At 72.0% G+C, this 22235-nt stretch carries 22 protein-coding genes and 1 pseudogene; 9 read left to right on the forward strand and 14 right to left on the reverse strand.

The genetic code is table 11. The features are described 5' to 3' along the window. Positions 1-12: 12 nt before the first annotated feature. The 6 genes from ACIBA9_RS32400 to ACIBA9_RS32425 all read right to left on the reverse strand — a co-directional run bounded on the left by ACIBA9_RS32400 (position 13) and on the right by ACIBA9_RS32425 (position 5655). Positions 13-432 carry a TOBE domain-containing protein gene (locus ACIBA9_RS32400; RefSeq protein ID WP_362155911.1) on the reverse strand — a complete coding sequence of 140 codons (420 nt, stop codon included), beginning with the start codon at positions 430-432 and terminating at the stop codon, positions 13-15. Positions 433-619: 187 nt separating this feature from the next. Then, positions 620-1015: a molybdopterin-binding protein gene (locus ACIBA9_RS32405; RefSeq protein ID WP_393902560.1), complete on the reverse strand. Its 396-nt coding sequence runs from the start codon at positions 1013-1015 to the stop codon at positions 620-622. Between the two features lie 126 nt (positions 1016-1141). Then, positions 1142-3094: an amino acid transporter gene (locus ACIBA9_RS32410; protein WP_399368649.1), complete on the reverse strand. Its 1953-nt coding sequence runs from the start codon at positions 3092-3094 to the stop codon at positions 1142-1144. A gap of 679 nt (positions 3095-3773) precedes the next feature. Then, positions 3774-4304 carry a universal stress protein gene (locus tag ACIBA9_RS32415; protein ID WP_399368651.1) on the reverse strand — a complete coding sequence of 177 codons (531 nt, stop codon included), beginning with the start codon at positions 4302-4304 and terminating at the stop codon, positions 3774-3776. 282 nt (positions 4305-4586) lie between these two features. Further along, positions 4587-4793: a DUF5999 family protein gene (locus tag ACIBA9_RS32420; protein WP_399368653.1), complete on the reverse strand. Its 207-nt coding sequence runs from the start codon at positions 4791-4793 to the stop codon at positions 4587-4589. A gap of 277 nt (positions 4794-5070) precedes the next feature. Further along, positions 5071-5655 (reverse strand): hypothetical protein, encoded by a 585-nt coding sequence (locus ACIBA9_RS32425; RefSeq protein WP_362155897.1) that lies wholly within the window; start codon positions 5653-5655, stop codon positions 5071-5073. 584 nt (positions 5656-6239) lie between these two features. On the opposite strand from ACIBA9_RS32425, the gene ACIBA9_RS32430 reads away from it, so the two are divergent. Together ACIBA9_RS32430 and ACIBA9_RS32435 are read left to right on the forward strand one after the other, a co-directional pair. After that, positions 6240-7757: a glutamate--cysteine ligase gene (locus ACIBA9_RS32430; RefSeq protein ID WP_399368655.1), complete on the forward strand. Its 1518-nt coding sequence runs from the start codon at positions 6240-6242 to the stop codon at positions 7755-7757. Between the two features lie 501 nt (positions 7758-8258). Next, entirely contained in the window at positions 8259-9059 is an 801-nt protein-coding gene (locus ACIBA9_RS32435; protein ID WP_393902555.1) for a CPBP family intramembrane glutamic endopeptidase, read from the forward strand. Between the two features lie 27 nt (positions 9060-9086). Here the strand turns inward: ACIBA9_RS32435 and ACIBA9_RS32440 are convergent, their stop codons facing one another. The 4 genes and pseudogenes from ACIBA9_RS32440 to ACIBA9_RS32455 form a co-directional block, all read right to left on the reverse strand. Then, positions 9087-9899 (reverse strand): PhzF family phenazine biosynthesis protein, encoded by an 813-nt coding sequence (locus tag ACIBA9_RS32440; protein WP_399368658.1) that lies wholly within the window; start codon positions 9897-9899, stop codon positions 9087-9089. Between the two features lie 164 nt (positions 9900-10063). Next, positions 10064-10804: a VOC family protein gene (locus ACIBA9_RS32445; RefSeq protein ID WP_399368660.1), complete on the reverse strand. Its 741-nt coding sequence runs from the start codon at positions 10802-10804 to the stop codon at positions 10064-10066. Between the two features lie 228 nt (positions 10805-11032). Beyond that, positions 11033-11833 carry an aminoglycoside phosphotransferase family protein gene (locus ACIBA9_RS32450; RefSeq protein ID WP_399368662.1) on the reverse strand — a complete coding sequence of 267 codons (801 nt, stop codon included), beginning with the start codon at positions 11831-11833 and terminating at the stop codon, positions 11033-11035. A gap of 10 nt (positions 11834-11843) precedes the next feature. Further along, positions 11844-11978: pseudogene (locus ACIBA9_RS32455) on the reverse strand (SUMF1/EgtB/PvdO family nonheme iron enzyme); the annotation flags it as partial. A gap of 141 nt (positions 11979-12119) precedes the next feature. Here ACIBA9_RS32455 and ACIBA9_RS32460 point away from each other — a divergent pair. Further along, the gene (locus tag ACIBA9_RS32460) at positions 12120-12758 is read left to right on the forward strand and encodes a PadR family transcriptional regulator (RefSeq protein WP_399368664.1); all 639 of its coding nucleotides are present in this window, start codon (positions 12120-12122) and stop codon (positions 12756-12758) included. A 77-nt stretch (positions 12759-12835) separates the two neighbouring features. Here ACIBA9_RS32460 and ACIBA9_RS32465 read toward each other — a convergent pair whose 3' ends face one another. Next, positions 12836-13264, reverse strand: a complete 429-nt coding sequence (locus ACIBA9_RS32465; protein WP_399368666.1) for an SRPBCC family protein — start codon at positions 13262-13264, stop codon at positions 12836-12838. A gap of 250 nt (positions 13265-13514) precedes the next feature. Between ACIBA9_RS32465 and ACIBA9_RS32470 the strand changes: the two genes are divergently transcribed. The 3 genes from ACIBA9_RS32470 (at position 13515) to ACIBA9_RS32480 (ending at position 16437) form a co-directional block, all read left to right on the forward strand. Then, entirely contained in the window at positions 13515-14144 is a 630-nt protein-coding gene (locus ACIBA9_RS32470; RefSeq protein ID WP_399368668.1) for a Clp protease N-terminal domain-containing protein, read from the forward strand. A 157-nt stretch (positions 14145-14301) separates the two neighbouring features. Continuing rightward, a complete protein-coding gene (locus ACIBA9_RS32475; RefSeq protein WP_399368670.1) occupies positions 14302-15306 on the forward strand; it encodes an EamA family transporter in 1005 nt (334 codons plus the stop codon). Positions 15307-15498: 192 nt separating this feature from the next. After that, positions 15499-16437 (forward strand): DMT family transporter, encoded by a 939-nt coding sequence (locus ACIBA9_RS32480; protein WP_399368672.1) that lies wholly within the window; start codon positions 15499-15501, stop codon positions 16435-16437. A gap of 43 nt (positions 16438-16480) precedes the next feature. Here the strand turns inward: ACIBA9_RS32480 and ACIBA9_RS32485 are convergent, their stop codons facing one another. Next, positions 16481-17161 (reverse strand): pyridoxamine 5'-phosphate oxidase family protein, encoded by a 681-nt coding sequence (locus ACIBA9_RS32485; protein ID WP_399368674.1) that lies wholly within the window; start codon positions 17159-17161, stop codon positions 16481-16483. A 111-nt stretch (positions 17162-17272) separates the two neighbouring features. On the opposite strand from ACIBA9_RS32485, the gene ACIBA9_RS32490 reads away from it, so the two are divergent. Continuing rightward, entirely contained in the window at positions 17273-18604 is a 1332-nt protein-coding gene (locus ACIBA9_RS32490) for an aminotransferase class I/II-fold pyridoxal phosphate-dependent enzyme (RefSeq protein ID WP_399368676.1), read from the forward strand. A 165-nt stretch (positions 18605-18769) separates the two neighbouring features. On the opposite strand, the gene ACIBA9_RS32495 is transcribed toward ACIBA9_RS32490, so the two are convergent. Further along, positions 18770-19726, reverse strand: a complete 957-nt coding sequence (locus tag ACIBA9_RS32495) for a DMT family transporter (RefSeq protein ID WP_399368678.1) — start codon at positions 19724-19726, stop codon at positions 18770-18772. 74 nt (positions 19727-19800) lie between these two features. On the opposite strand from ACIBA9_RS32495, the gene ACIBA9_RS32500 reads away from it, so the two are divergent. Next, a complete protein-coding gene (locus ACIBA9_RS32500) occupies positions 19801-20703 on the forward strand; it encodes a LysR family transcriptional regulator (RefSeq protein WP_399368680.1) in 903 nt (300 codons plus the stop codon). A 262-nt stretch (positions 20704-20965) separates the two neighbouring features. Here the strand turns inward: ACIBA9_RS32500 and ACIBA9_RS32505 are convergent, their stop codons facing one another. Next, on the reverse strand, positions 20966-21436 hold the full coding sequence (locus ACIBA9_RS32505; RefSeq protein WP_399368682.1) for a pyridoxamine 5'-phosphate oxidase family protein: 471 nt from the start codon (positions 21434-21436) through the stop codon (positions 20966-20968). Positions 21437-21586: 150 nt separating this feature from the next. Between ACIBA9_RS32505 and ACIBA9_RS32510 the strand changes: the two genes are divergently transcribed. After that, positions 21587-22231: a cysteine hydrolase gene (locus ACIBA9_RS32510; RefSeq protein ID WP_399368684.1), complete on the forward strand. Its 645-nt coding sequence runs from the start codon at positions 21587-21589 to the stop codon at positions 22229-22231. The last annotated feature ends 4 nt before the right edge of the window (positions 22232-22235 follow it).

Consider the following 22235-nt stretch of genomic DNA (forward strand, 5'->3'; position numbering starts at 1 on the left):
CGCTCGGGACGGCTACGACGTCGCCAGCGATACCTCGGTCGACTTGATCAGGGCGATGACGTCGGAGCCCACGAAGAGGCCGAGGTCGCCGGCCGCGTCCTTCGTGATCGCGGCGGTGAGCTCGCCTTCGGCCACGGAGACTCCGACCGTGGCCATGGCCTCGCCGAGGACGAACCGCGTGACCGTGCCGGGGAGCTGGTTGCGGATGGACAGGCCCTCGACGCGGGCGGTGGACAGGGCAACCTCCGTCGACTTCACCAGGGCCTTCACCGAGGTCCCCGGTGCCAGACCGAGTTCCTCGACCGCCTCCCGGGTGATGGCGGCGGTGAGGTGCTGGCCACCGGTGAGCCGGACTGCGACGGTCGCCATGACATCGCCCGGGCGCACCTCGACGACGGTGCCGGGCAACTGGTTACGGATACTCAGGGTCATGGGCCCTCACCGTAGTGCTGGAGGGCGTTCAGTCGGGTTATGCGGGCGCCTGCGTCGTATGTGCCGTTGTGCCCGTGACGATCTTCGTCGTCTCGGGGCCGGCGGCGGCGCCCACGCCATGGCCGGTCACCTGAGCGTGTCTGTGGGGTGTGGCTGGGGGCGTGTCGGTCGTGGTGGGCCGAGTGGGTCAGACGCGGTCGATGTGCACGTTGGTGGACTTCACGCGCGCGGTGGCTTCCATGCCGACCTCCAGGCCCAGTTCCTCGACCGCTTCCCGGGTCAGCAGCGACACCAACCGGTGCGGGCCGGCCTGGATCTCCACCTGGGCGGCGACGTCGCCCAGCTTGATCGCGGTGACGATGCCGGGGAAGGCGTTGCGCACGGAGGTGTAGGACGCGTCCTCCTCACCGCCGCCCGACTTGGCCAGCTCGACCGAGAACGCGGCGAGGTCACGGCCGTCGACGAGACGCCGCCCGGCCTCGTCGCGATGGGTGGCCACCCGGCCCGCGTCCGCCCAGCGGCGGGCGGTGTCGGGGCTGACGCCGAGCAGCCGCGCGGCCTGGCCGATCGTGTAGGACTGCATGCCGGTCACCTTAGGGCCAGGCGCCGCGAACCATCGACGTGGGGTTGGCCGTCGGGCGTGACGCGATATGGCGCAGTGGGCGACGGGGAGCCCGTGGCACGAGGCGTGTGCCCCGAGGCCGGATTCTCAGCCCGCGTGCACGCGCGGCCGCCGCTCGCGGTCGGGCTCCGCTTCCCGCAGCACTTCACGGGTGACCGGGGCGACCTCGCCCTGACCGAAGAGGAAGAAACGCAGGAAGTTGGCGAACGGGTTGCCCTCGGTCCACTCGAAGTAGATGTGCGGGGTGCAGCCGGTGACATCACGGACGTGCAGGAGGAGCGCGGCGAGGGCGTTCGGGATGGAGGCGGATTCCAGGGTCAGCACCCGGTAGCGGCCGTGCAGCACCTCACCGCGGACGGTCAGCCCCGCCTCGAACTCGGAAGGGTCGGTGACGGTGACCTCGGCGAAGACGAAGTCCTCCTGCTCCGGCAAGTCGTTGTCGGCGCGGATCTGCTCGATCTTGTCGCGGTACTCGGCCTTGTCGCGGCTATCCGGCTCGTTGGCGATGAACCGCATCTTGCGACTGGCCATATCCCGGATGAATCGTTCCGCCAGTGGGTCGAGCGTCACGCTCGTCACCCGCAGCTCGAAGGCACGGGCCAGCCGGGACAGCAGCGACACCAGGATGATGCCCGCGATGAAGCAGGCGCCGATCTTCACACCGTCCGGGCGCTCGATGACGTTGACCACGGTCGTGTAGAGGAAGACCGTGGCGATCACCCCGAACGCGATGGTCCAGCCGCGCTGTCCCGCCTTGCGCGCGGCGATGGTCACCGCGATCGCCGCCGAGCTGATCAGCACCAGCACGCCGGTGGCGTAGGCGCTGCCCTGCTTGTCGACGTTGGCGTCGAAGATCCAGGTCACCAGGAACGCGACCAGCGTGAAGACGATGACCATCGGGCGCACCGCCCGCGCCCAGTGCGGGGCCATGCCGTAGCGGGGCAGATAGCGCGGCATCAGGTTGAGCAGCCCGGCCATGGCGGAGGCGCCGGCGAACCACAGGATGGCGATGGTCGAGACGTCGTAGACCGTGCCGAAGGCGCCACCGAGGTACTCGTGCGCGAGGAAGGCGAGGGCGCGGCCGTTGGCCTGGCCGCCCGGCTTGAACTCGTCCTCGGGGATCAGCAGCGTGGTGATGAAGCTGGTGGCGATCAGGAAGACGCTCATGATGATCGCGGCGGTGGTCAGCAGCTTCTTGGTGTCCCTGATCCGGCCGACCGGACGCTCCTCGGTGTCGCCCGGGTCGCCCTTGACGTGCGGCATGACGGCGACACCGGTCTCGAAGCCGGAGAGACCCAGGGCGAGCTTCGGGAAGACGATGAGGGCCACGCCGATCATCACGAAGACGTTGCCGTGCTCGGTGGTCAGGGCGCTGGTCCAGTCCGTGATCACGTGCCCGGCCGTGACGACGTGCCACAGCCCCACGATCACGACGACGACGTTGAGGGCGAGGTAGATGCCGACCAGGGCGACCGCGACTCCGATCGCCTCCAGGAAACCCTTGAGGAACACCGCGCCGAGCAGCGCCACGAGGCACAGCGTGATCACCAGCTGGTAGCCGTGCAGGGCGCTCGTGAGGTGCGGATTCTCCACCAGGTGGGTGGAAGCGTCGGCAGCCGACAGGGTGATGGTGATCAGGAAGTCGGTGGCCGCGAAGCCCAGCAGGGTGAGCACGAACAGCTTGCCCTGCCAGAAGGACAGCAGCCGCTCCAGCATCGCGATCGAGCCCTCGCCACGCGGGCTCTCCTCGGACACCCGGCGGTAGACCGGCAGGGCGCCGGCCAGGGTGACGATCACCAGCACGATGGTCGCCACCGGCGACAGCAGACCGGCCGCCAGCGCGGCGATGCCCGGCTGGTAGCCCAGGGTGGAGAAGTAGTCGACGCCGGTCAGGCACATCACCCGCCACCAGCGCTGTCCTTGGTGCGGGGGTTCCGGTGTGGCGTGCGGTCCGGTGTGGCCACCACCCTTGCCCATGTCGGACAGCCCCTCCAGCATCCAGGCGCGCAGGCGACTGGGAGGGTGCTCGGTCGTGGCCATCGGTGTGCTCCTGGGGTGCGGCTCCGCTGTTTCCGGCCATCACGCGGACGGAGGCACCAGCGTAAGCAGAGGGTGACGCCAGGGCCCACGGATCCCGGGCTCCGTGGGCGTCAATCTTCCGTTAAGAATGGCCCGGGAGAGCGGATGCCGCATCAAGAGGCCGAGGTCGGGGCCGGTTGGCGGGAGCGGAACCAGGTGGAGGGGGCGGCGCGACGTCGGTTGGGTCGGCAACCGAGCGTCATGTCCCGGGGTGTGCGGACCGGCCGTCCGGGACCGGCGGTTGTCCGCCGAGTGGAGCCGGGGTCGGCAGCCCGCGGCGGCGGGTCCGGGTCATCTCAGGCCCGCGGCCCCGGGACGCCCCCAAGCGGTCTCGCCGTCGACGTGGCGGGCGGAGCCACAGCCGGCCGCGGACTTCGAGGTCGGTGGCTGTCGCGGCAGGGACGGTGGCGTGTTCGGGTGGGGTGCGGCAGGCGGTGACCCGCGGCACTCGGCCGGCTGGTGGTGCCGTCCGATCCGCCGGTGACGTCGTCCGCGGAGATCGAGCAGCGCGTCCGGATGAAACCGTGACTGACCAGGGCGCCGCCGTGACTGGCCAGGGGCGCCGTTCTCGACCCGTTCGACGCGCCGGTCCGCACCCGCGGGGCGCGTCCCCGGGCCCGATCCCTCACAGCCCGATCCGTCACAGCTCCCGTATGTCCATCCGCAGGTGCCAGGTGTTGCGTCGGTGGACGGTGAGCAGCTCGGACTCCAGCGGGGACGGGGGTACCGCGAGGACCGGGCAGCCGGCGTGCGCCAGGCAGTGCCGGGAGACCCGGCCGGAGAAGGCGCGTTGGAGGCCGCGCCGTCCCGCGCCCACCACCAGCACGTCGTCCTCGCGGTCGGCGATCGCCACCAGAGCCGGGCCCGGAGTGCCGCGGACGATGACCGGGCGCATCGGTACGCCGGGTCCCGCCACACCGAAGATCTCCTCCAGCACCGCGGCCAGCCGCTGCTTGGCCAGTCGTTGCCACTCCTCCGTCGGCAGCCCGCAGGCGGGGGAGCGCCGGGCGGCCGGATCACCGCCCGGCGGTTCCCAGGCCAGCACCGGCCAGAGCGCGGACCCCAGGCGGCGGGCCAGTGCGGCGGCCCGCCGCAGTGCCGTGACGCTGCCCAGGGAACCACTCACTCCGACCACCACACGAGCGGTCGCCGAGACGTCGTGACCGGACATGACTTCCCCGTTCGTCAGACACGGGCACCGGCCGGGTGTCTCCCGCGGCCGCGCCCGCCACGAGGCTCCAGCTCTCCTTCCATCCCACTCCCGCACCGGCGATCCGACCAGCCGGGCGGGCGGCCCGAGGGGCCGGGATGTCCGTCGATTCCCGGGCTGCCGACGACGACTGCGGCACTGCGATGCCGTACGGACACGGACGGTGACCGGCCCCGGACATGCGTCGGGGCCGGTGCGCACCCAGTCGTGTGCGGCCGGCCCCTCAAGTCCTGTGTGCTCCGCTCAGGCGGCGGTCATCACGCGCTCCGCACCGAGCGGGCGGTGTGGAGCGATGATCCGGCCGTCGGGCAGCAGCTCGCCGGTGTCCTCGAAGAGCAGGACGCCGTTGCACAGCAGACTCCATCCCTGTTCCGGGTGGTGCGCCGCGAGACGGGCGGACTCCCGGTCGGCGGATTCTGCGGGCGGGCACGGTGGCTTGTGCTGGCACATGGGTGGGATCTTTCGCTGGGTCGTGGTCATCTTCGTCCCCCCGTGGTGATACGTCGGTCGGAACCCAGTGTTGTCCTCCGGGCGCCGTTCCGCAGGGATTTCGCGGCACCGCTTCTCACAGGTTCAGGACGCGTCACCCGCGCGGACGGTTCACTCCAACTGCACTGTCCCTTCGGGTGGTTCGCAGTGGCCGGAACGGGCTAGTCCAGGCGATGACGTCCGGCCGGGACGGACGTACCCCGCTTCCCTTCCGGGCAGCGGGGTACGCGAGTGTCGTTCAGGCGGGGGAACCGAGCAGCGGGACGGGAGTAGCCCGATGGGTCAGCACCGGAAGCAACTCGGCGACCCGGAAAGGCCGGTGCGTCGATATACCGGGCGGTGCCGGGGCCAGCGGGACGAGCAGATCGGTGGCGGCCGGGTGGCCGTCCGCGCCGTCGGCGACGCAGTCGCCGTGCAGCCACAGGGTGAGCATGTACAGACCGGGCACCGACAGCAGTCTCGGCTGATAAGGCTGTTGCAGTGCCTCGGCCTGCTGGAGGGCGCGCTCGGTGGAGGCGATGTAGGGGCCTTCGAAGAAGTGCGAGAAGGCCCAGCCGTCAGGGGTGAGCATCGTCTCCGCCGCGGCCACCGCCCGGTCGCCGCAGCGGATCAGGAAGCGCCAGCCGGCCAGCCGCGTCGCGGTCAGGCCTTGGGGGGTGATCCGGTCCAGCACATGGACGGGCAGTGGGAGTTCGGGTGTCGCCGGGCCCTGCGCGGCACGCAGGGAAGGGGTGCGGGCCTCGCGGACCGCGGTGGGAGAGCCGAGGGCGGTGAGGACGGAGCGCAGGGCGGGCGCGGGGGCAGGGGGCACGTGCAGCGGCATGTGGGTCGCCTCTCGTTCGACAGGCGCGGCGGCGCGAGGAGGGTGGGGCGGACGGCGCTGTCTGCTCACGGGAAAGGCCTGAGGGATGGGGGCCCGGGTCGGTGAACAAAGGTGCGTGCGGCTCGGCCTGCCGCCCGTCGTGGTGACGGCAGGAACACGGCAGGAACCAGGACCGAGGGCGCCAACCTTCTGCCTTGTGGACGAAGTTTATATGACGCGTGTTCGGCCGGTGTTTCGTCTATCCGTTTTCGGTAGGTCCCGCAAGGCGCTATTGAGCCGCCGATTCACGGAAATTATCCCGATTCTCGCGCCGACTCCTCCTCGCTGACCTGGCGGTACGTGCCGGTAGCGGTCGGCCGAATGTCGTCGGCGTTTTTCACGAGGCGTTCGGGGCACCCGAAGGTGCGAGTTGCGGCATGCCTCGTGAATGTGCCGCCGGGAACATTCGACAGACTAGCGGGTGCGAGGCCCGCGCGGGACGTTATCGATCGCTCTCGCTGGGCATCATCCATCCTGACCCGGGGCCTTCCCCCGGGAGCCCGGCGGCCGATCGTCGGCCCGCTTGTGCGAGGAGGGACACGTCGATGGGGGAGAAGGTCGTGGCAGGGCAGTTCGACCTGTCCGATCGCCAGCGCTACCGCGAAAAGCTCCAAAAGTGCCTGACGGGACTGGAGCGACTGCTGGTCGAGAAGCGCTTCGATCGCCCCAAGAATCTCATGGGCGTGGAGATCGAGCTGAATCTCGCGGGTGCGGACGGCCTGCCGAAAATGTTGAACGGGCAGGTACTGGAGCGCATCGCGAGCCGTGATTTCCAAACGGAGCTCGCGATGTTCAACCTGGAAGTGAACATCGCTCCCCACCGACTGGGGGGCCGGGTTTTCGACCGGCTCGCCGAGGAGCTGCGCACCTCGCTCGCCTACGCGGACCGCAAGGCCGGCGAGGTGGAGGCGGGCATCGTGATGATCGGCATCCTGCCCACGCTCGGCCGGGACGACCTGGTCTCCTCCAACCTTTCCGAGGTCGACCGCTACACGCTGCTGAACGACCAGATCGTCGCCGCGCGCGGGGAGGACTTCCGGCTCGACATCGACGGCGTGGAGCACCTGACGTGCACATCCAAGTCGATCGTCCCCGAGGCCGCCTGCACGTCCGTACAGCTGCACCTGCAGGTCACGCCGGCCCGGTTCGCGGACGTGTGGAACGCGGCACAGGTGGCGTCCGCCGCGCAGATCGCCGTAGGCGCCAATTCGCCGTTTCTCTTCGGTCACGAACTGTGGCGCGAGTCCCGGCCGCCGCTGTTCCTGCAGTCCACCGACACCCGGCCGCCCGAGCTCCAGACCCAGGGCGTCCGGCCGCGCACCTGGTTCGGGGAGCGCTGGATCTCCTCCGCCTACGACCTGTTCGAGGAGAACCTGCGCTACTTCCCGGCCCTGCTGCCGCTCTGCGACGACGAGGAACCGCTGGAGGTCCTGGACGCCGGCGGCACACCCAAGCTCGCCGAACTCGTCCTGCACAACGGCACGATCTACCGCTGGAACCGGCCGGTGTACGGCATCGCGGACGGTGTCCCGCACCTCAGGGTGGAGAACCGGGTGCTGCCGGCCGGACCCACCATCACCGACGTGATCGCCAACGCGGCCTTCTACTACGGCCTGGTGCGGGCGCTCGCCGAGGAGTCCCGGCCGGTGTGGACCCGGATGCCCTTCGCCGTCGCCGAGGCCAACTTCGACGCGGCGTGCCGGTACGGCATCGACGCCCGCTTCGTCTGGCCCAGGCGGGGCCGCTACGGTGGTACGAGCGAGGTCGACGCGGTCACCCTGGTCCGGGACGAACTGCTCCCGCTGGCCTCGGCCGGCCTGGACGCGTGGGGTGTCGAGGCAGCGGACCGTGACCTCTACCTGGGCGTCATCGAGGAGCGCTGCCGCCGCCGGGTCAACGGCGCGTCCTGGCAGACGGCCACCTTCCACCGGGCGCTGGAGAAGGGGCTGAGCCGCGAGGCCGCGCTGGCGGCGACGACCCGGCGCTACGCCGAGCTGATGCATGTCGGCGAACCGGTGCACACCTGGCCGGTGGGGCTGCCGGAGCCGGCACCGCTCGGCTGACCGCCGGTGTGCGGGCGGGCGGTGGCGGAGACTCCTCTCACGGGACAGTGCGTGGCTGGGCCGCGCGCACGTGGACATCGTCCGACGTGCGCTGTCCACGCCGCCCGCACTGGGCAGTGCCTGGCTGGAGCCGCCGGCGCTGCCTGCTCCGGGTAGCGCCGGAGCGGGCAGGTCCCGGGGCTGACGGGGCCTGACCGGGGCGGGCCTGGCCTGACCCGCGTGGGACTCGCGTCGGACCGGGCCGGACCGCGTCGGACCGCGGCGGACCCGCTCGTGACCGCACCCGTCCTGCGCTCGATCGCACCCGACGCGTGCCCGACCGCACTCGTCCTATGCCGAACGCATGCCGTGCCGGACTCCGCAGGCACGGGGCGGATACCCCCGGACCACGTCGGGTTCTCACCCACCCCGCCGCGCCCGGCGGGCGGGACCCGGGGGTCCTTCTGCGATCCTTGCCAGGCATAGGTGGGCCTGGGGCCCGTGAGCCGGCTGGAGGCAGGGGTGCAGGTGGAGGCTGACGCGGTGGGCGAATCGGTGGCGCGCGAGCGCGATCCGCGGCGGATCCTGCGGGACGAGACGCTGCTCGTCCTCGCGCTCTCGCTGGGCGCGAGCGGAGTCTCCGCGCTGATCAGCTTCATCGGCTCGGTCACCAAGCCGGGCGGCCTCAAGGACCAGGCGGCCACCCTCAACGCCTCGGCCGCGCCGGGCCGCCCCTGGCTCGACCTCGCCTGGCAGCTCTTCGGTATCGCATCCGCTCTGGTCCCCGTGGCCCTCGTCGCCCACCTCCTGATCCGCGAGGGGCGGGGGATGCGGACCCTGGGCTTCGACCGCACCCGCCCCTGGCCCGACCTTGGCCGGGGAGCCGGTGTCGCGGCCGTGATCGGCAGCACCGGCATCGCCTTCTACCTCGCCGCGCGCGGCCTCGGCTTCAACCTCACCGTCGTCCCCGAGGCGCTGCCGGACGTGTGGTGGAAATTCCCGGTGCTGATCCTCTCGGCCCTGCAGAACGCGGTCCTCGAAGAGGTCATCGTCGTCGGCTATCTGCTGCGCAGGCTCGGCCAGTTGGGCTGGACCCCGGGGACCGCGCTGGTGGCGAGCGCGGTCCTGCGCGGTTCGTACCACCTCTACCAGGGCGTCGGCGGCTTCCTCGGCAACCTGGTGATGGGCGTGGTGTTCGTCTGGCTGTACCGGCGCTGGGGCCGGATCGGTCCGCTGGTCGTGGCCCACTCCCTGCTCGACATCGGCGCCTTCGTCGGCTACGCCCTGCTCGCGGGCAAGGTGGGCTGGCTGCCGACGGCCTGAGTACGACGAGATGGCCTGCGGTGCCGTTCAGGCGTGCAGTTCGCCCTCGATGACCGTCACCGCGCGTCCGGTGAGCAGGGTGCGCGGGCCCCGGAGACCGGTGCGGACCAGGCCGGTGCGACGGGAGGCCTGCAGTCCGGTCAGGTCGTCGCGGCCGAGGCGGGCCGACCAGTGCGGGGCGAGCGCGGTGTGGGCGCTGCCGGTGACGGGGTCCTCGTCGATGCCGACGTTCGGGAAGAAGCAGCGGGAGACGAAGTCGTAGCCGAGGTCCGGGTTCTCGGCGCGGGCGGTGGCGATGACGCCGCGCGCGGAGTAGGCGCCGAGGGACCTGTGGTCGGGGGAGAGGCCGAGGACGGTCTTCTCGTCGGCCAGCTCCACCAGCAGGTCGCCGACGTTCGGCCCGGTGTCGAAGACGGCGGTCGGCCGCGCGCCCAGGGCCTCGGCCACCCCGGCCGGGATCCGGACCGGGGTGAGCGGGGCGGTGGGGAAGTCGAGAGTGATCGAGCCGTCCGCCGCGGGCGTGGCGACGAGGACACCGCTGCGGGTGGCGAACCGCACCGCACCCTCGTGGGCACCGGTGGTGTGCAGGACGTGTGCCGTGGCGAGCGTGGCGTGTCCGCACATCGCCACCTCGGCGACGGGTGTGAACCAGCGCAGCGCCCAGTCCGCCTCACCGCCCCCGGGCAGCCGGTGCGCGAACGCTGTCTCGGCGTGGTTGATCTCCATGGCGACGTTCTGGAGCCAGTCGTCGTCCGGGAAGACGTCGTCCAGGAGCAGGACTCCGGCCGGGTTGCCGGCGAAGGGGCGGTCGGTGAAGGCGTCCACGATTCGCATGCGCATGGCGCTGACGCTAGCGGCTGCGACCGTCCCCGGGCCAAGGCCAATTCACGAATCCCGGACCGTTTCTCGGACGTGGTCACAGTGTCGGGGGGCCGGTCGCGGGGACCGTGCAGGTGCTCCCCTCTCCGCCGTCACGTGCGTCGACCCGTCTCGACGACTCCGGGTCAGGACGGGGCGAGGACGCAGAACTCGTGTCCCTCAGGGTCGGCCAGGCATGTCCACGGGACGTCGCCCTGGCCGAGGTCGAGGTCGGTTGCCCCGAGGGCCCGCAGTCGTTCCACTTCCGCCGCCTGGTCGTCACCGGGATACGGCAGCAGGTCGAGATGGACGCGGTCCGGCACCGTCTCGCCGCCGGGTACGCGGAGGAACTCGAGATACGGGCCGCCGCCCTTGGCGGAGCGCAACACCGCTTGCCTGTCGCTCACTTCGTGCAGGGTCCAGTCGATCGCCTCGCCCCAGAACCGGGCCATGGCCCGCGGATCCGCGCAGTCGACCAGCACGGCGGCGATCGGCCCGGTGTCCCGGTAGACCTCCCGGGGCTCCAGCACGCAGAACTCGTTGCCCTCGGGGTCGGCGAGGACCGTCCACGGCACCTGGCCCTGGCCCACCTGGGCGGGCGTCGCGCCCAGAGCCTTCAGGCGCTCGACCAACTCCGCCTGATGGGTCGTGGAGGTGGTGGCGAGATCGAGGTGCACACGGTTCTTCGTCGCCGTCTTGGGTTCCGGGACGGGAACGACGTCGACGCAGACGGAGACCGGGTCCGGCCAGACGAGGCCGCCGCCGGGTCCGACGTAGGTGGTCACGCCGGCGCTGTAGGCACACCAGCCGAGCGCCTCCGCCCAGAACCGGCCGACCGCCGCGGCGTCAAGAGCCTTGATGTTCACCTGAACGGGTCGCAGTGCCATGCCGGCGATCCTAAAGGAGACCCCGTGATCTCGCGGCAGGAGTCGGCGGGTTGTACCGATGCGTGAGGTCGTCGGAGTCGCCGCGGATTGCGCCCGGTGGGCGGACGGCCGGCCGACCACACGCGGTTCCGGGCCCGGACGGCCGGTCTGCCGGCGTCAGTTGGGGAAGTTGGCGTCCGGGCGCGTGGGACCCGGAGGGGGGTATCTGTTCTCGGACGTCCGGGCCGGTCAGTCCGACAGGGCGGCCGTGAACGCCTTGCGATGGTCCACCAGCCAGGTCTGCATGCGGTCCCAGCGTTCCCATCCACCACGCTCGGCCAACGCCCGGAGATAGACGAGATCTCCGTCGGCCACGCGGCGGGCGACGAAGGCCCGGCAGACCTCCGTGGCCTGTTCGATGACACCGGGCAACTCGGCACGGTCCCCTGCCGAGAGGCCGTAGCCGTCGGCAAGGATCCGCAGCCGTGCGGCCGCATCGAGCCCGGGGGGATGGAGAGCGGCTGCGGACTCGGGATCGAGCATGGGCACCCAGTAGCGGGCGGTCATGGCGATGTCCCAGAGTGCACGGCCCGGGGCCGCCAGGTCGAAATCGATCAGGGCCGCGGCGCGACCGTCGCGGAAGACGACGTTCTCCGGGCACACGTCGTTGTGGCACAACATCGTTCCGCCCTCGGGGTCGGCGAGGTCCGAGGGCCACTCGGCTCGGGTGTCGACCGCGACGGTCGCGCTGGTCTCGTGCAGACGCCGCAGCAGGTTCCCCACCGATGCGAGGGCGGGATTTGTCATCGCCCAGTCCGGGAACGGCGGCAGAGCCACATCGCCGGGGATGAAAGTCAGCTGCTCATGGCCGTCCGAGGTGAGACCGACAGGCGTCGGCGCCGCGTCGAAGCCGTGCTGCTTCAGCGCAAGGAGATAGGCATGGAGGGCGCGCGCGTTGCGCGGTGCCGGTCGCTCCACCAACTCCCCTCGGCGGAAGACTGACCCCGCATTCGCCATGCCGCCGGTCAGCGCCTCGTCTTCAGCCGTCATGAGGATCACGCTATCGCCCGATCCGCCCCACGCGGGCCGGGCTGCAGGGCTCATCGAACCAACCACCGCCACGGAGCACCCGGTAGGCGCCAGAGACCTCGGCGTCGTAGACATCCCAGCACCAGTCCCAGACGTTGCCGAGCATGGCAATCGATCAACGTTCACCGGCACAGGTCAAGCAAGTATCGGATGCTTGTCACGCGATGGGTTCCGATATATCGTTGAGCCATCGCGAACAGTACGCGATGCATTCGTGACAGATCAACGATGGAATGGAGTGATCGCGATGCGCACCCACGGATTCGAGCGTGGACATCGGCACCAGGGCCCCGGTCGGCGGGGCATGGGCGGCGGGTTCGACGGTCGTCGCGCCGCGTTCGGCCCCTTCGGTCCGGGCGGTCCCGGTGGTCCGGGCTTCGGTCCGGGCGGGCCGGGCTTCGGCCCTGGGCCCTGGGGACCGCGAGGACGTGGCGGGCCTAGGGGGCGGGCGCGGCGCGGTGACGTGCGCGCCTCGATCCTCGCCCTGCTCAAGGACCGGCCCATGCACGGTTACGAGATGATCCAGGAGATCGCCGAACGCAGCGGCGGCGCGTGGAAGCCCAGCCCCGGCTCGGTCTACCCGACGCTCCAACTGCTGGAGGACGAGGGCCTGATCGCCAGTGAGAGCGAGGGCGGCAAGAAGCTCTTCGCGCTCACCGACAGCGGTCGCAGTGCCGCCGAGGAGGGGCCGGACGCTCCGTGGGAGGAGGCCTCTCGCGGCGTCGACTGGGAGGCCCTGCACGAGATCCGGCAGGCCGGCGTCGGACTGATGGAGGCCTTCGGTCAGGTCTGGAAGACCGGCACCAAGGAGCAGCGCGAGAAGGCGCTGACCGTCATCAACGACGCCCGCAAGAAGCTGTACCTCATCCTCGCCGACGAGGACTGAGACGTACGCCGGGACACCGGGACGCCTTCCAGTGTCCCGGTGTCCCCGTCTCCCGGTGTCCCCGTCTCCCGCCCGGGTCAGGTCACCAGGCCGCCCAGCTTGCGCAGCGACTCGTTGAGGGCCGCCGTCGCCGAGTCCTTCAGCCTGCCCGCCATCAGCGACACGGCGGCCCCGGTGAACTCGCCGTCGACGCGGACGGTGGTGGCCTCGCCGTCGGGGACGAGTGTGTAGCGGGTGGCGACGGTCACCGCCATCGGGCCCTTGCCGCGAATGGCGAACAACCGGGCCGGCTCCAGCTCCTCGATGGTCCAGTCGACCTCCGCCGGGAAGCCCATCAGCTTCATGTTCTCCCGGAACGTCCCGCCCACCGCCAGGGTTTCCGGGCCGCCCTGCGGAAAGCTGGTGTGGGTCGCGTTCCACTCCCCGTGGGACGGCCAGTCGGTGAGCTGGGCCCACACCTTCTCGGCCGGCGCCGGAATACGTGCCTCCGCGCTGACTTCGGCCATGCGACCACCCCTTCGGAATCGGGCGTAGCGGGCTACGGTGCGCGGAACGTATCCGCAGGCGCGCGAACATTCAATACACGCGTGGCGTGGGTTCGGGCGCCTGGCAAGGCGGCGCGCGAACCTCGCCGTGAATCGCCCTGATCTCCTCCCCAAGGATGAGATCCCGGCCGGTGACGTCCACTCTGTGTGGGACGCGAGAATGGTTCCGCTCGTGGATGCCCCGGCGCGCTGTGGCTGATGAGGTGGGGGTGTGCTTCCCCGTACAGCCCGCCCGACAGCCCACGACGAGATGGCCGCGCACATGGACGACGATGCCGGGCTCGGTGCCGAGTCGGCGGCGGTGGTCGAGGGTGCCCGGCGCAGGGCCGTCCGGGACGGGGACCGGCAGATCGACACCGCCCATTTGCTCCACTCCCTGCTGGAACACGACCCCCACGTCCGCGCGGCCGTCGGCGCTCCCGCGCAGCTCGCCCGGCTGCTCGGCTACCTCGTGCAGCGCAGCATCGGTTACGGGCTGCGCTGGCAGGGCGGCGTGGAGGGTTCCGGCGGCGGTTCCGGCGTGCTGACCGCCGTACCCGCTCCCGCCGCCCCGGGCATGGCGACCGTGCCCGCGGCTCGTCACCGTGAGGTGCGCGACGGTCGCGACGGTGGAGGATGTTCGCCCGTCGCCGCCGCCGCGTTGGCGGAGGCGCGCGAGCGTGCCCGGCGGCGGGGCGAGAGCGAGGCCACCGGCCTCGACCTGTTCGCCGCGCTCGTGGCGGACCCGCAGTCCCGTGCCGTCGAGGTCCTTCGGCGCGCCGGCATCCCGGCCGGCGACCTGGCCGCCCGGATCGAGGCCGCGGCCGGGGAGCGCGCCGGCGACGACCGCGCGACCTGCTGACGCACCCCGTGCGCGCACAGGTCCACATACCGCCCTTCCATGCGCCGGTCCACGCATAGGTCCGCACACCGTTCGACACACCGGGCCCCGCGCCGGGCGTCCATCAGCTGAGACAGGTGTCAAAGAGGGTGACGCTCCTGTCGTCGCCTGCCATCATGTGCCGGTGCGTACGTCAGAGAGCAGTCAGGGCGGCCGGGGCAGGGGTGTGGGACTGGGTCTCGCGCTCGTGTCGGCGCTGGCCTTCGGGGGGTCCGGAGTGGCCGCCAAGCCGTTGATCGAGGCGGGTCTGGACCCGCTGCACGTGGTGTGGCTACGGGTGACCGGTGCCGCGCTGGTCATGCTGCCGCTCGCCGTACGGCACCGGGCCCTGCCGCTGCGTCGTCCCGCACTGCTCGCCGGTTTCGGACTGCTCGCCGTCGCCGGTGTGCAGGCCTGCTACTTCGCCGCGCTCTCCCGCATCCCGGTGGGCGTGGCCCTGCTCATCGAGTACCTGGCCCCCGCCCTGGTGCTCGGCTGGGTGCGGTTCGTGCAGCGGCGGCCGGTGACCCGGGCCGCCGCGCTGGGCGTGGTGCTCGCGGCGGGCGGCCTGGCCTGCGTGGTGGAGGTCTGGTCGGGGCTGAGCTTCGACCTGCTCGGTCTGCTGTGCGCGCTCGGCGCCGCCTGCTGTCAGGTCGGCTACTTCGTCCTGTCCGACCAGGGCAGCGACGCGGGTGCCGAGGCCCCCGATCCGCTCGGGATCATCGCCCACGGACTGCTCGTCGGTGCCGCCGTACTGACGGTCGTCACGCGCCCGTGGACCATGGACTGGTCGGTGCTGGCCGGTTCCGCGCAACTGCGGGGCACCGCCGTACCGGCCGCCGTCCTGCTGGCCTGGGTCGTGCTCGTCGCCACGGTGGTCGCCTACATCACCGGCGTGTTGTCCGTGCGGCGGTTGTCCCCGCAGGTCGCGGGCGTGGTCGCCTGCCTGGAGGCGGTGATCGCGACGGTGCTGGCCTGGGTGCTGCTCGGCGAGCATCTGTCGGCGCCGCAGGTGGCCGGTGGCGCGATCGTGCTGGTCGGCGCGTTCATCGCCCAGTCCTCGGCGCCCGCCGGCGGTTCCCGGGAGCCGGTCGCCTCGGGCGGCGCGGAACGCGAGTTGTCGGCCCGTGGCACCGCCGCATAGGGTTTCGGCCATGCCGTCGAACGCACTCGTCCTTCCGCCTCCGGCCGCCTGAGGCGGGCCTTCCGGACCTTGGCCCCGCGCCTGCGCGTGGGGCCGGACGGTGCTGCCCGCAGATGAAGTCCGCGCGCCCCGCAGCAGCGGGTCGCCCTCGAACTTCCGCACCCTCGTGTGCGCTTCTGCGGAGAAACTCCCTTGTCGAACACTGCTTCCGGCCTGCCCACCGGGCGTGGCCTGCTCTACCTGATCATCACCGGCGCCGCCTGGGGCACGGCCGGTGCCGCCGCCTCACTGGTCTACCGGACCAGTGACATGGGCGCCTTCGGCCTGTCCTTCTGGCGCTGCGCGCTGGGGCTCCTCCTGCTGCTCGCCGGGCGCGGGATGCGTCCGCGCGTCCGGCCGGTCCGCACCGAACCCCGGCGCCGCGGGATCACCCGGGCGGTGTCCACCGGTCTCGGCCTCGCCGTGTTCCAGACCGCGTACTTCGCGGCCGTGCAGTCCACCGGCCTCGCCGTCGCCACCGTCGTCACTCTCGGCGCGGGTCCCGTCCTCATCGCGCTCGGTGCCCGAGTGCTGCTCGGCGAGCGGCTCGGCGCCGGCGGGCTCGTGGCGATCGTCGGCGCGCTCGCCGGGCTGGCCGTGCTGACCTTCGGCGGGTCGGCCGCGACCGTCCGGCCGACGGGTGTGCTCCTGGCACTGGCCTCGGCGGCGGGCTACTGCGTCATGACGCTGCTCACGCGCTGGTGGGGGCGGGACGGCGGCGCCGACGCCACGGACACGACCGTGTGGTCCTTCGCCGTGACCACCCTGTGCCTGCTGCCGTTCGCCGTACACGAAGGGCTGCTTCCGCACACCGCCCACCCCGAGCGGCTGCTGTGGCTGCTGCTGTACGTCGCCGCCGTGCCCACTGCCCTCGCCTACGCGCTCTACTTCGCCGGAGCGGCCGTCGTACGGTCGGCCACCGTCTCGGTGATCATGCTGCTGGAGCCGGTGACCGCGGCCGTGCTCGCCGTCGCCCTGCTCGGCGAGCGGCTGTCGGCGACCACCACGGCCGGCACCCTGCTGATGCTGGGCGCGGTCGTGGGTCTGGCCGTGAGCGAGGTCCGCGGCGCTGCCCGGCCGGGGCCGGCGTAGGGGCGGCCCCGGGGTGAGCGGCCGCCCGACGACCGCCCTGGGCCTACCGTCCCGCCAGGTAGTCCGGCAGCTCGATGCCGGGGGCCAGGTCGGCGTTGGGGACGGGCGTGTCGTACCCCTTGCGGAGCGGGACGACGCCGGCCCAGTGCGGCAGGGACAGGTCCGCCGGTTCGTCGACGGCGCCGCCGGTGCGCACCTTGGCCGACACCTCGTCCAGGTCCAGGCGGATCACGGCGGTGGCCGCAAGCTCCTTCTTGTCCGCGGGCCGTGAGTCGGCGGCCCGGCCCGGTACGACGTGGTCCACGAGCGCGTCCAGGGCCAGCCGCCGCTCCTCGGGCTCGGTGACCTCGTGCGCGACGCCGTGCACCACGACCGAGCGGTAGTTGATGGAGTGGTGGAAGGCCGAGCGGGCCAGCACCAGCCCGTCGACGTGGGTGACCGTCAGGCAGACCGGCAGTCCGGGGTCGGCCTGGCCGGTCATCCGCAGCGGGCGCGAACCGGTGGACCCGTGGACGTAGAGCCGCTCGCCGACCCGGCCGTACAGCGTCGGCAGCACCACCGGGGCGCCGTCGCGGACGAAGCCGAGGTGGCAGACGTACCCCTCGTCGAGTATCGCGTGCACCAGCTCCCGGTCGTACGACGCCCGGTCCGCGGAGCGCGTGGGTACGGTGCGGTCGGTCGGTGTGTAGGCCGCGGTCCGCGCTTCCTCGGTCGTGCCCTGCATGGGAGTCCTCCTGGCGATGTGGCGATGTGGCGATGCAGCGATGTCGTGATCCGGCGATCCGTGCGATCTGCTGCCTGGCGGTTTCGTTTGTACTAGTGCATAATACTGTTTGTGCTAGGAGAGTATCGGATTCAAGGGCGTGGCGCAGCCGAGATCGCGGCCGGTGTCGAGCGCGCGGTCGGTGCGGGTGAGCTGGAGCCGGGGCAACCCCTGCCCCCGATGCGGGAGTTGGCGGGCCGGCTGGGGGTGAACCCGAACACGGTCGCCGCCGCCTATCGCATCCTGCGGGACCGGGGAGTGATCGAGACCGCCGGCCGCCGGGGCAGCCGCGTCCGTCCCAGGCCGGCTACCACCGGCCGCGAGGAACTCCGGGTGGAGGCCCCCGCCGGCGGCCACGACCTGTCCACGGGCAACCCCGACCCGGCGCTGCTGCCCCGCCTGGCCCCGGCCCTCGCCGTCGCGGCCGAGGAGGGGGACCGGCGGCCCGTCCGCTACGGAGACGATCCCGTCGACGACGGCCTCGCCCGGGTGGCCCGAGCCGAACTCGACGAAGACGGCGTACCGCAGGGGCCGCTGACCGTCACGTCCGGCTCCCTGGACGCCATCGAACGCCTGCTCACCGCGCATCTGAAACCGGGTGACACGGTCGCCGTGGAGGACCCGGGCTGGGGCAGTCTCCTCGATCTCGTGCCTGCCCTGGGCCTGCGGGCCGTACCCGTCGCCGTGGACGACGACGGGCCGTGCCCCGGCGAACTGCGCCGCGCCCTGGAGGCCGGGGCCCGCGCCCTGATCGTCACCGACCGGGCGCAGAACCCGACGGGCGCCTCGGTGACCGCCACGCGCGCGCGTGCGCTGCGCGCGGTGCTCCGGGAGCATCCGCAGACCCTGCTCATCGAGGACGACCACGGCCACGGCATCGTCGACCTGCCGCTGCACCCCCTCGCGGGCGTCACCCGGCACTGGGCCTTCGTCCGCTCCGCCGCCAAGGCCTACGGCCCGGACCTGCGCCTCGCCGTGCTCGCCGGGGACCCCGTCACCGTCGACCTGCTGCGCGGCCGCCAGCGCCTGGGGCCGGGTTGGGTGAGCCGGCTGCTGCAGCGGACCGTCCTGCACCTGTGGACGGAGGGCGCGGTGGACCGGGCGGCGGTGGCGGCGTCGTACGGAACACGCCGGGACGCGCTGATCGACGCGCTGGCGGACCGCGGGGTCACCGCCCGCGGCCGCAGCGGGATGAACGTGTGGGTCCCGGTCCCCGACGAGACCGGGGCGGTGGCCCGCCTCCTGCAAGGGGGATGGGCGGTGGCTCCGGGGGCCCGCTTCCGGCTCGCGTCCCCACCCGGCGTCCGCATCACGATCTCCCCCCTCGCCATGGCGGACATCGGCCCCCTCGCCGACGCGGTGGCGAGAGCGGTACGACCGTCCCCGGCGCGCGTCTACGGCTGAGGGTTCCGCCGTTCCCGGGGCATGTCCACGACGGCTGAGGGTTCCGCCGTTCCCGGGGCATGTCCACGACGGCTGAGGGTTCCGCCGCCCACGTCAGCCAAGCCGGGTCTGCCGCCGGCTCCCCGTCCCGCCGTGAACCCGGGCGCGTCCGGGGGGAGGGCGGTGCTATGCGCCCTTGCGTCGCACCTGTGTCAGTGCGGCTCCGGCCAGCACGATCACCGCTCCCACCGGCGTGGTCCACCGAAGCGACTCCCCGAGGATCGCCACGCCCGCGGCCGTGGCGATGACCGGGATGAAGTACGTGACCATCTGCGCGGTGGTGGGACCGACCTCGGCGACCAGCCCGTACTGGATCAGCACGGCCAGCCCCGTCCCCAGGGCGCCCAGCGCGGCGATCGCCAGCAGCGGGACGACCGCGAGGTGATCGGGGACGCCGGTGAACAGGGGCGTCACCACTGCCAGCTGTACCGTCGCCAGCAGCAACTGCGCACCGGTCATGGACAGATGGGAGTGCCCGGTACCGGTCAGTGCGCGCCGGACGTAGATCCATCCCACCGGGTAGCTCAGCGACGCCAGCAACGCCATCGCCGTACCCGAGGCATCCAGGCCGTGGAACCCCTGCCAGGCGCCGAGCACCGTGAGTACGCCAACGAATCCGAGACCGAGCCCGGCCACGCGGACCCGGGTCGGCCGGTCCTCGGAGAGGGCGACCACGGACAGGGCCATGCCCCACAGGGGCGACGTGGCGTTGCAGATGCCGGCCAGGGTGGACGGGATCGTCAGCTCCGCGTAGGCGAAGAGGGAGAACGGCAGGGCGTTCAGGAAGAAGGCGGCGACCGTCATGTGCCCCCACAGCCGGGCCCCGCGCGGCAGCCGCTCCCGCTTCACGGCCATCGCGGCCACGAGGACGGCCGTACCGAACACGAGCCGGCCGAGGGTGACCTGGAAGGGGGCGTATCCTCCCGTGCCCACCTTGATCAGCAGAAAGCTGAAGCCCCAGATCAGGGAGAGGAGGCCGAAGCGGAGCCGCCAGCCGAGGCGGGCGCGGGCGGGGGTGTGGGTGCCCGATCGGATGGTGTCGGGGGCGGGGGACTGGGTCCCGGGTGGGGTGACCGTGCTCATGCCCTCCACGATGCGGGAAGCAACGTCTTAGGACAATGGAAATATCGCGCCCGGTACCTCTTAGAATCACTTACATGTTGAACCTGGAGCGCCTGCGCACCCTGGACGCCGTCGCCCGGCACGGCTCGGTCAGCGCCGCCGCCGACGCGCTGCACGTCACCACCTCCGCGGTCTCCCAGCAGCTGGGCAAGCTGGAGCGGGAGATCGGGCAGCAGATCCTCGCCAAGAACGGGCGGGGGGTCCGGCTCACGGACGCCGGCCGGCTGCTGTCCGAGCACGCCTCGCGCATCCTGTCCCAGGTCGAGCTCGCCGAGTCCGACCTGGAGGCACACCGCGGGCAGGTCATCGGCGAACTCCGGCTGTCGGCGTTCCCCACGGCCGCCCGGGGACTCTTCCCGGGCGCGCTCGGCATGCTGCGCGCGGGGCATCCGGGGCTGCGGGTGCGCTCCAGCGAGCTGGAGCCGGAGCAGGGCATCGCCGGAGTCGTGCGCGGTGACCTCGACCTCGCGGTGGTCCTGGACTGGTACAACAAGCCGATGCCCGTGCCCGACGGCCTGGTCAAGGCGCCGCTGCTGGACGACCCCGCCGAGGTCGCCATGCCTGCCGGGCACCGGCTCGCGGGCCGGGACGAGGTGGACCTCGCCGAATTCGCCGAGGACGAGTGGATCACCTGGGGCGAGGGGGAGTTCTGCCACGAATGGCTGATGTTCACGCTGCGGTCCAGGGGCATCGAGCCGATCGTCGGCCACCGGGCCGGCGAGACGCACACCCAACTCGGCCTGGTGAAGGCGGGGCTGGGTGTCTGCATCGCTCCCCTGCTGGGGCGTGATCCGGTGCCCGACGGTGTGGCCCTGGTGCCGCTCAAGCAGCGGGTCCGCCGGCACGTGTACGTCGTGTGGCGGGCGGACGCCGACCGCCGCCCCTCGATCCGCGCGGCGGTCGAGGCGTTGCGCACGGCGGCGCGCCGACTCGGCTGAAGCGTCCCGCGGCTCGGCCGGGCCCTTGCCGCAACCCGGCTCGGCCGGGCCCTTGCTCAACCCGGCTCGGCCGGGCCCTTGCCCAACCCGGCTCGGCCGGGCCCTTGCCCAACCCGGCTCGGCCGCAGCGCCGCGGCCCGCCCCGGCGCCTTGAGGGGGGCGTTTCGGATCTTGCCGTGGCCGTGGAGTCTGGCGCGCGACCCCGCTCGGGTAGGCCGTGCGACGCCCCCGATCCCGGCCGGCGCGATCCGAAAGCAGGGGTTCAGGCCCCGCCCAGCTTCCGGAAGTCCCAGGAGACGATCTTGTCCGGGGTGAGTCGGGCCCAGGCGTGGCGGCCGTCGTGCGGCATTTCGTCCAGGCCGAAGTTCTTGCGCGCGAACAGCGTCTCGGCCGTGTCCAGTTCGGCACACAGCTCCCCGGTGCGCGGCACCTCTCCCACGGATTCCACCCGGCCGGTCAGCTCGACCCCGCGCAACTGGTCGTACTCCTCGCCCGAGTCGACGACCACCGCCACCCGTGGATCGCGGCACAACTGGGCCCAGCGCCTGCTGCGCACCACCGAGTACAGCCACAGCGAGGTGCCGTCCCAGGCGAACCACAACGCGCTGACGTGCGGTGTGCCGTCCGCCGAGACGGTCGCGACCCGGCAGGTGCGCTGGACGGTGAGGAACGCGTCCAGCTCGCCGGGCGTCATCATGATCTTCCGGCCCCGGCGCTGCTGAGTGACGGACATACGGCCCCCTCTTCTCTCACGTCGTGCCAGAGAACTTCCGTTCGCCGGTGATCCTCTGACATTACGTCAGAAAAGGGAATGGCTCGTCTTCCACCCGTGCCCGGATGTGGCTACTCTCACCTGTCCCGGGCCTCGGCGAAAGGGTGCGTGATGCCGGTGAACGAGCGGCTGGGCGACCTTCTCGACCCCGTGGGCACCGTGCTGCTCACCGTGGAGTGCCAGCAGGGCGTGGTCGGCCCGGACAGCGCCCTGCCCGAACTCGCGCGCGAGGCCCGCTCCTCCGGTGCTCTGCACCATGTGGCCCGGTTGGTGGCCGCCGCGCACCGGACCGGGGTGCAGGTGATCCACGCGATCGCCGAGCGCCGCCCGGACGGCCGGGGCGCCAGTCGCAACGCCCGCCTCTTCCGTGCCGCCGAACGGCTTCCCGTGCGGCAACTGAGTGGCAGCACGGCGGTCCGGGTCGCGCCCCCGATCGAGGTCGCCGAGGAGGACTTCGTCGTACGGCGGCTGCACGGACTGTCGCCGATCCACGGCACCGACGTCGACGCCCTGCTGCGCAACCTCGGCTGCCGCACGCTGGTCGTCACGGGAGTCTCGGCCAACGTCGCGATACCCAACGCGGTGTTCGACGCGGTCAACCTCGGCTACACCGTCGTCGTCCCGGCCGACGCCATCGCGGGCGTGCCCGCCGACTACACCCCCGCGATGATCCGCAACACCCTCGCCCTCGTCGCGCGGATCACCACCACCGACGAGGTGCTCGGCTGCCTGGAAGGACCGCGTCGACGACCCTAGGCGG

It is taken from the genome of Streptomyces sp. NPDC051452, from assembly GCF_044454765.1.
GTDB lineage: Bacteria > Actinomycetota > Actinomycetes > Streptomycetales > Streptomycetaceae > Streptomyces.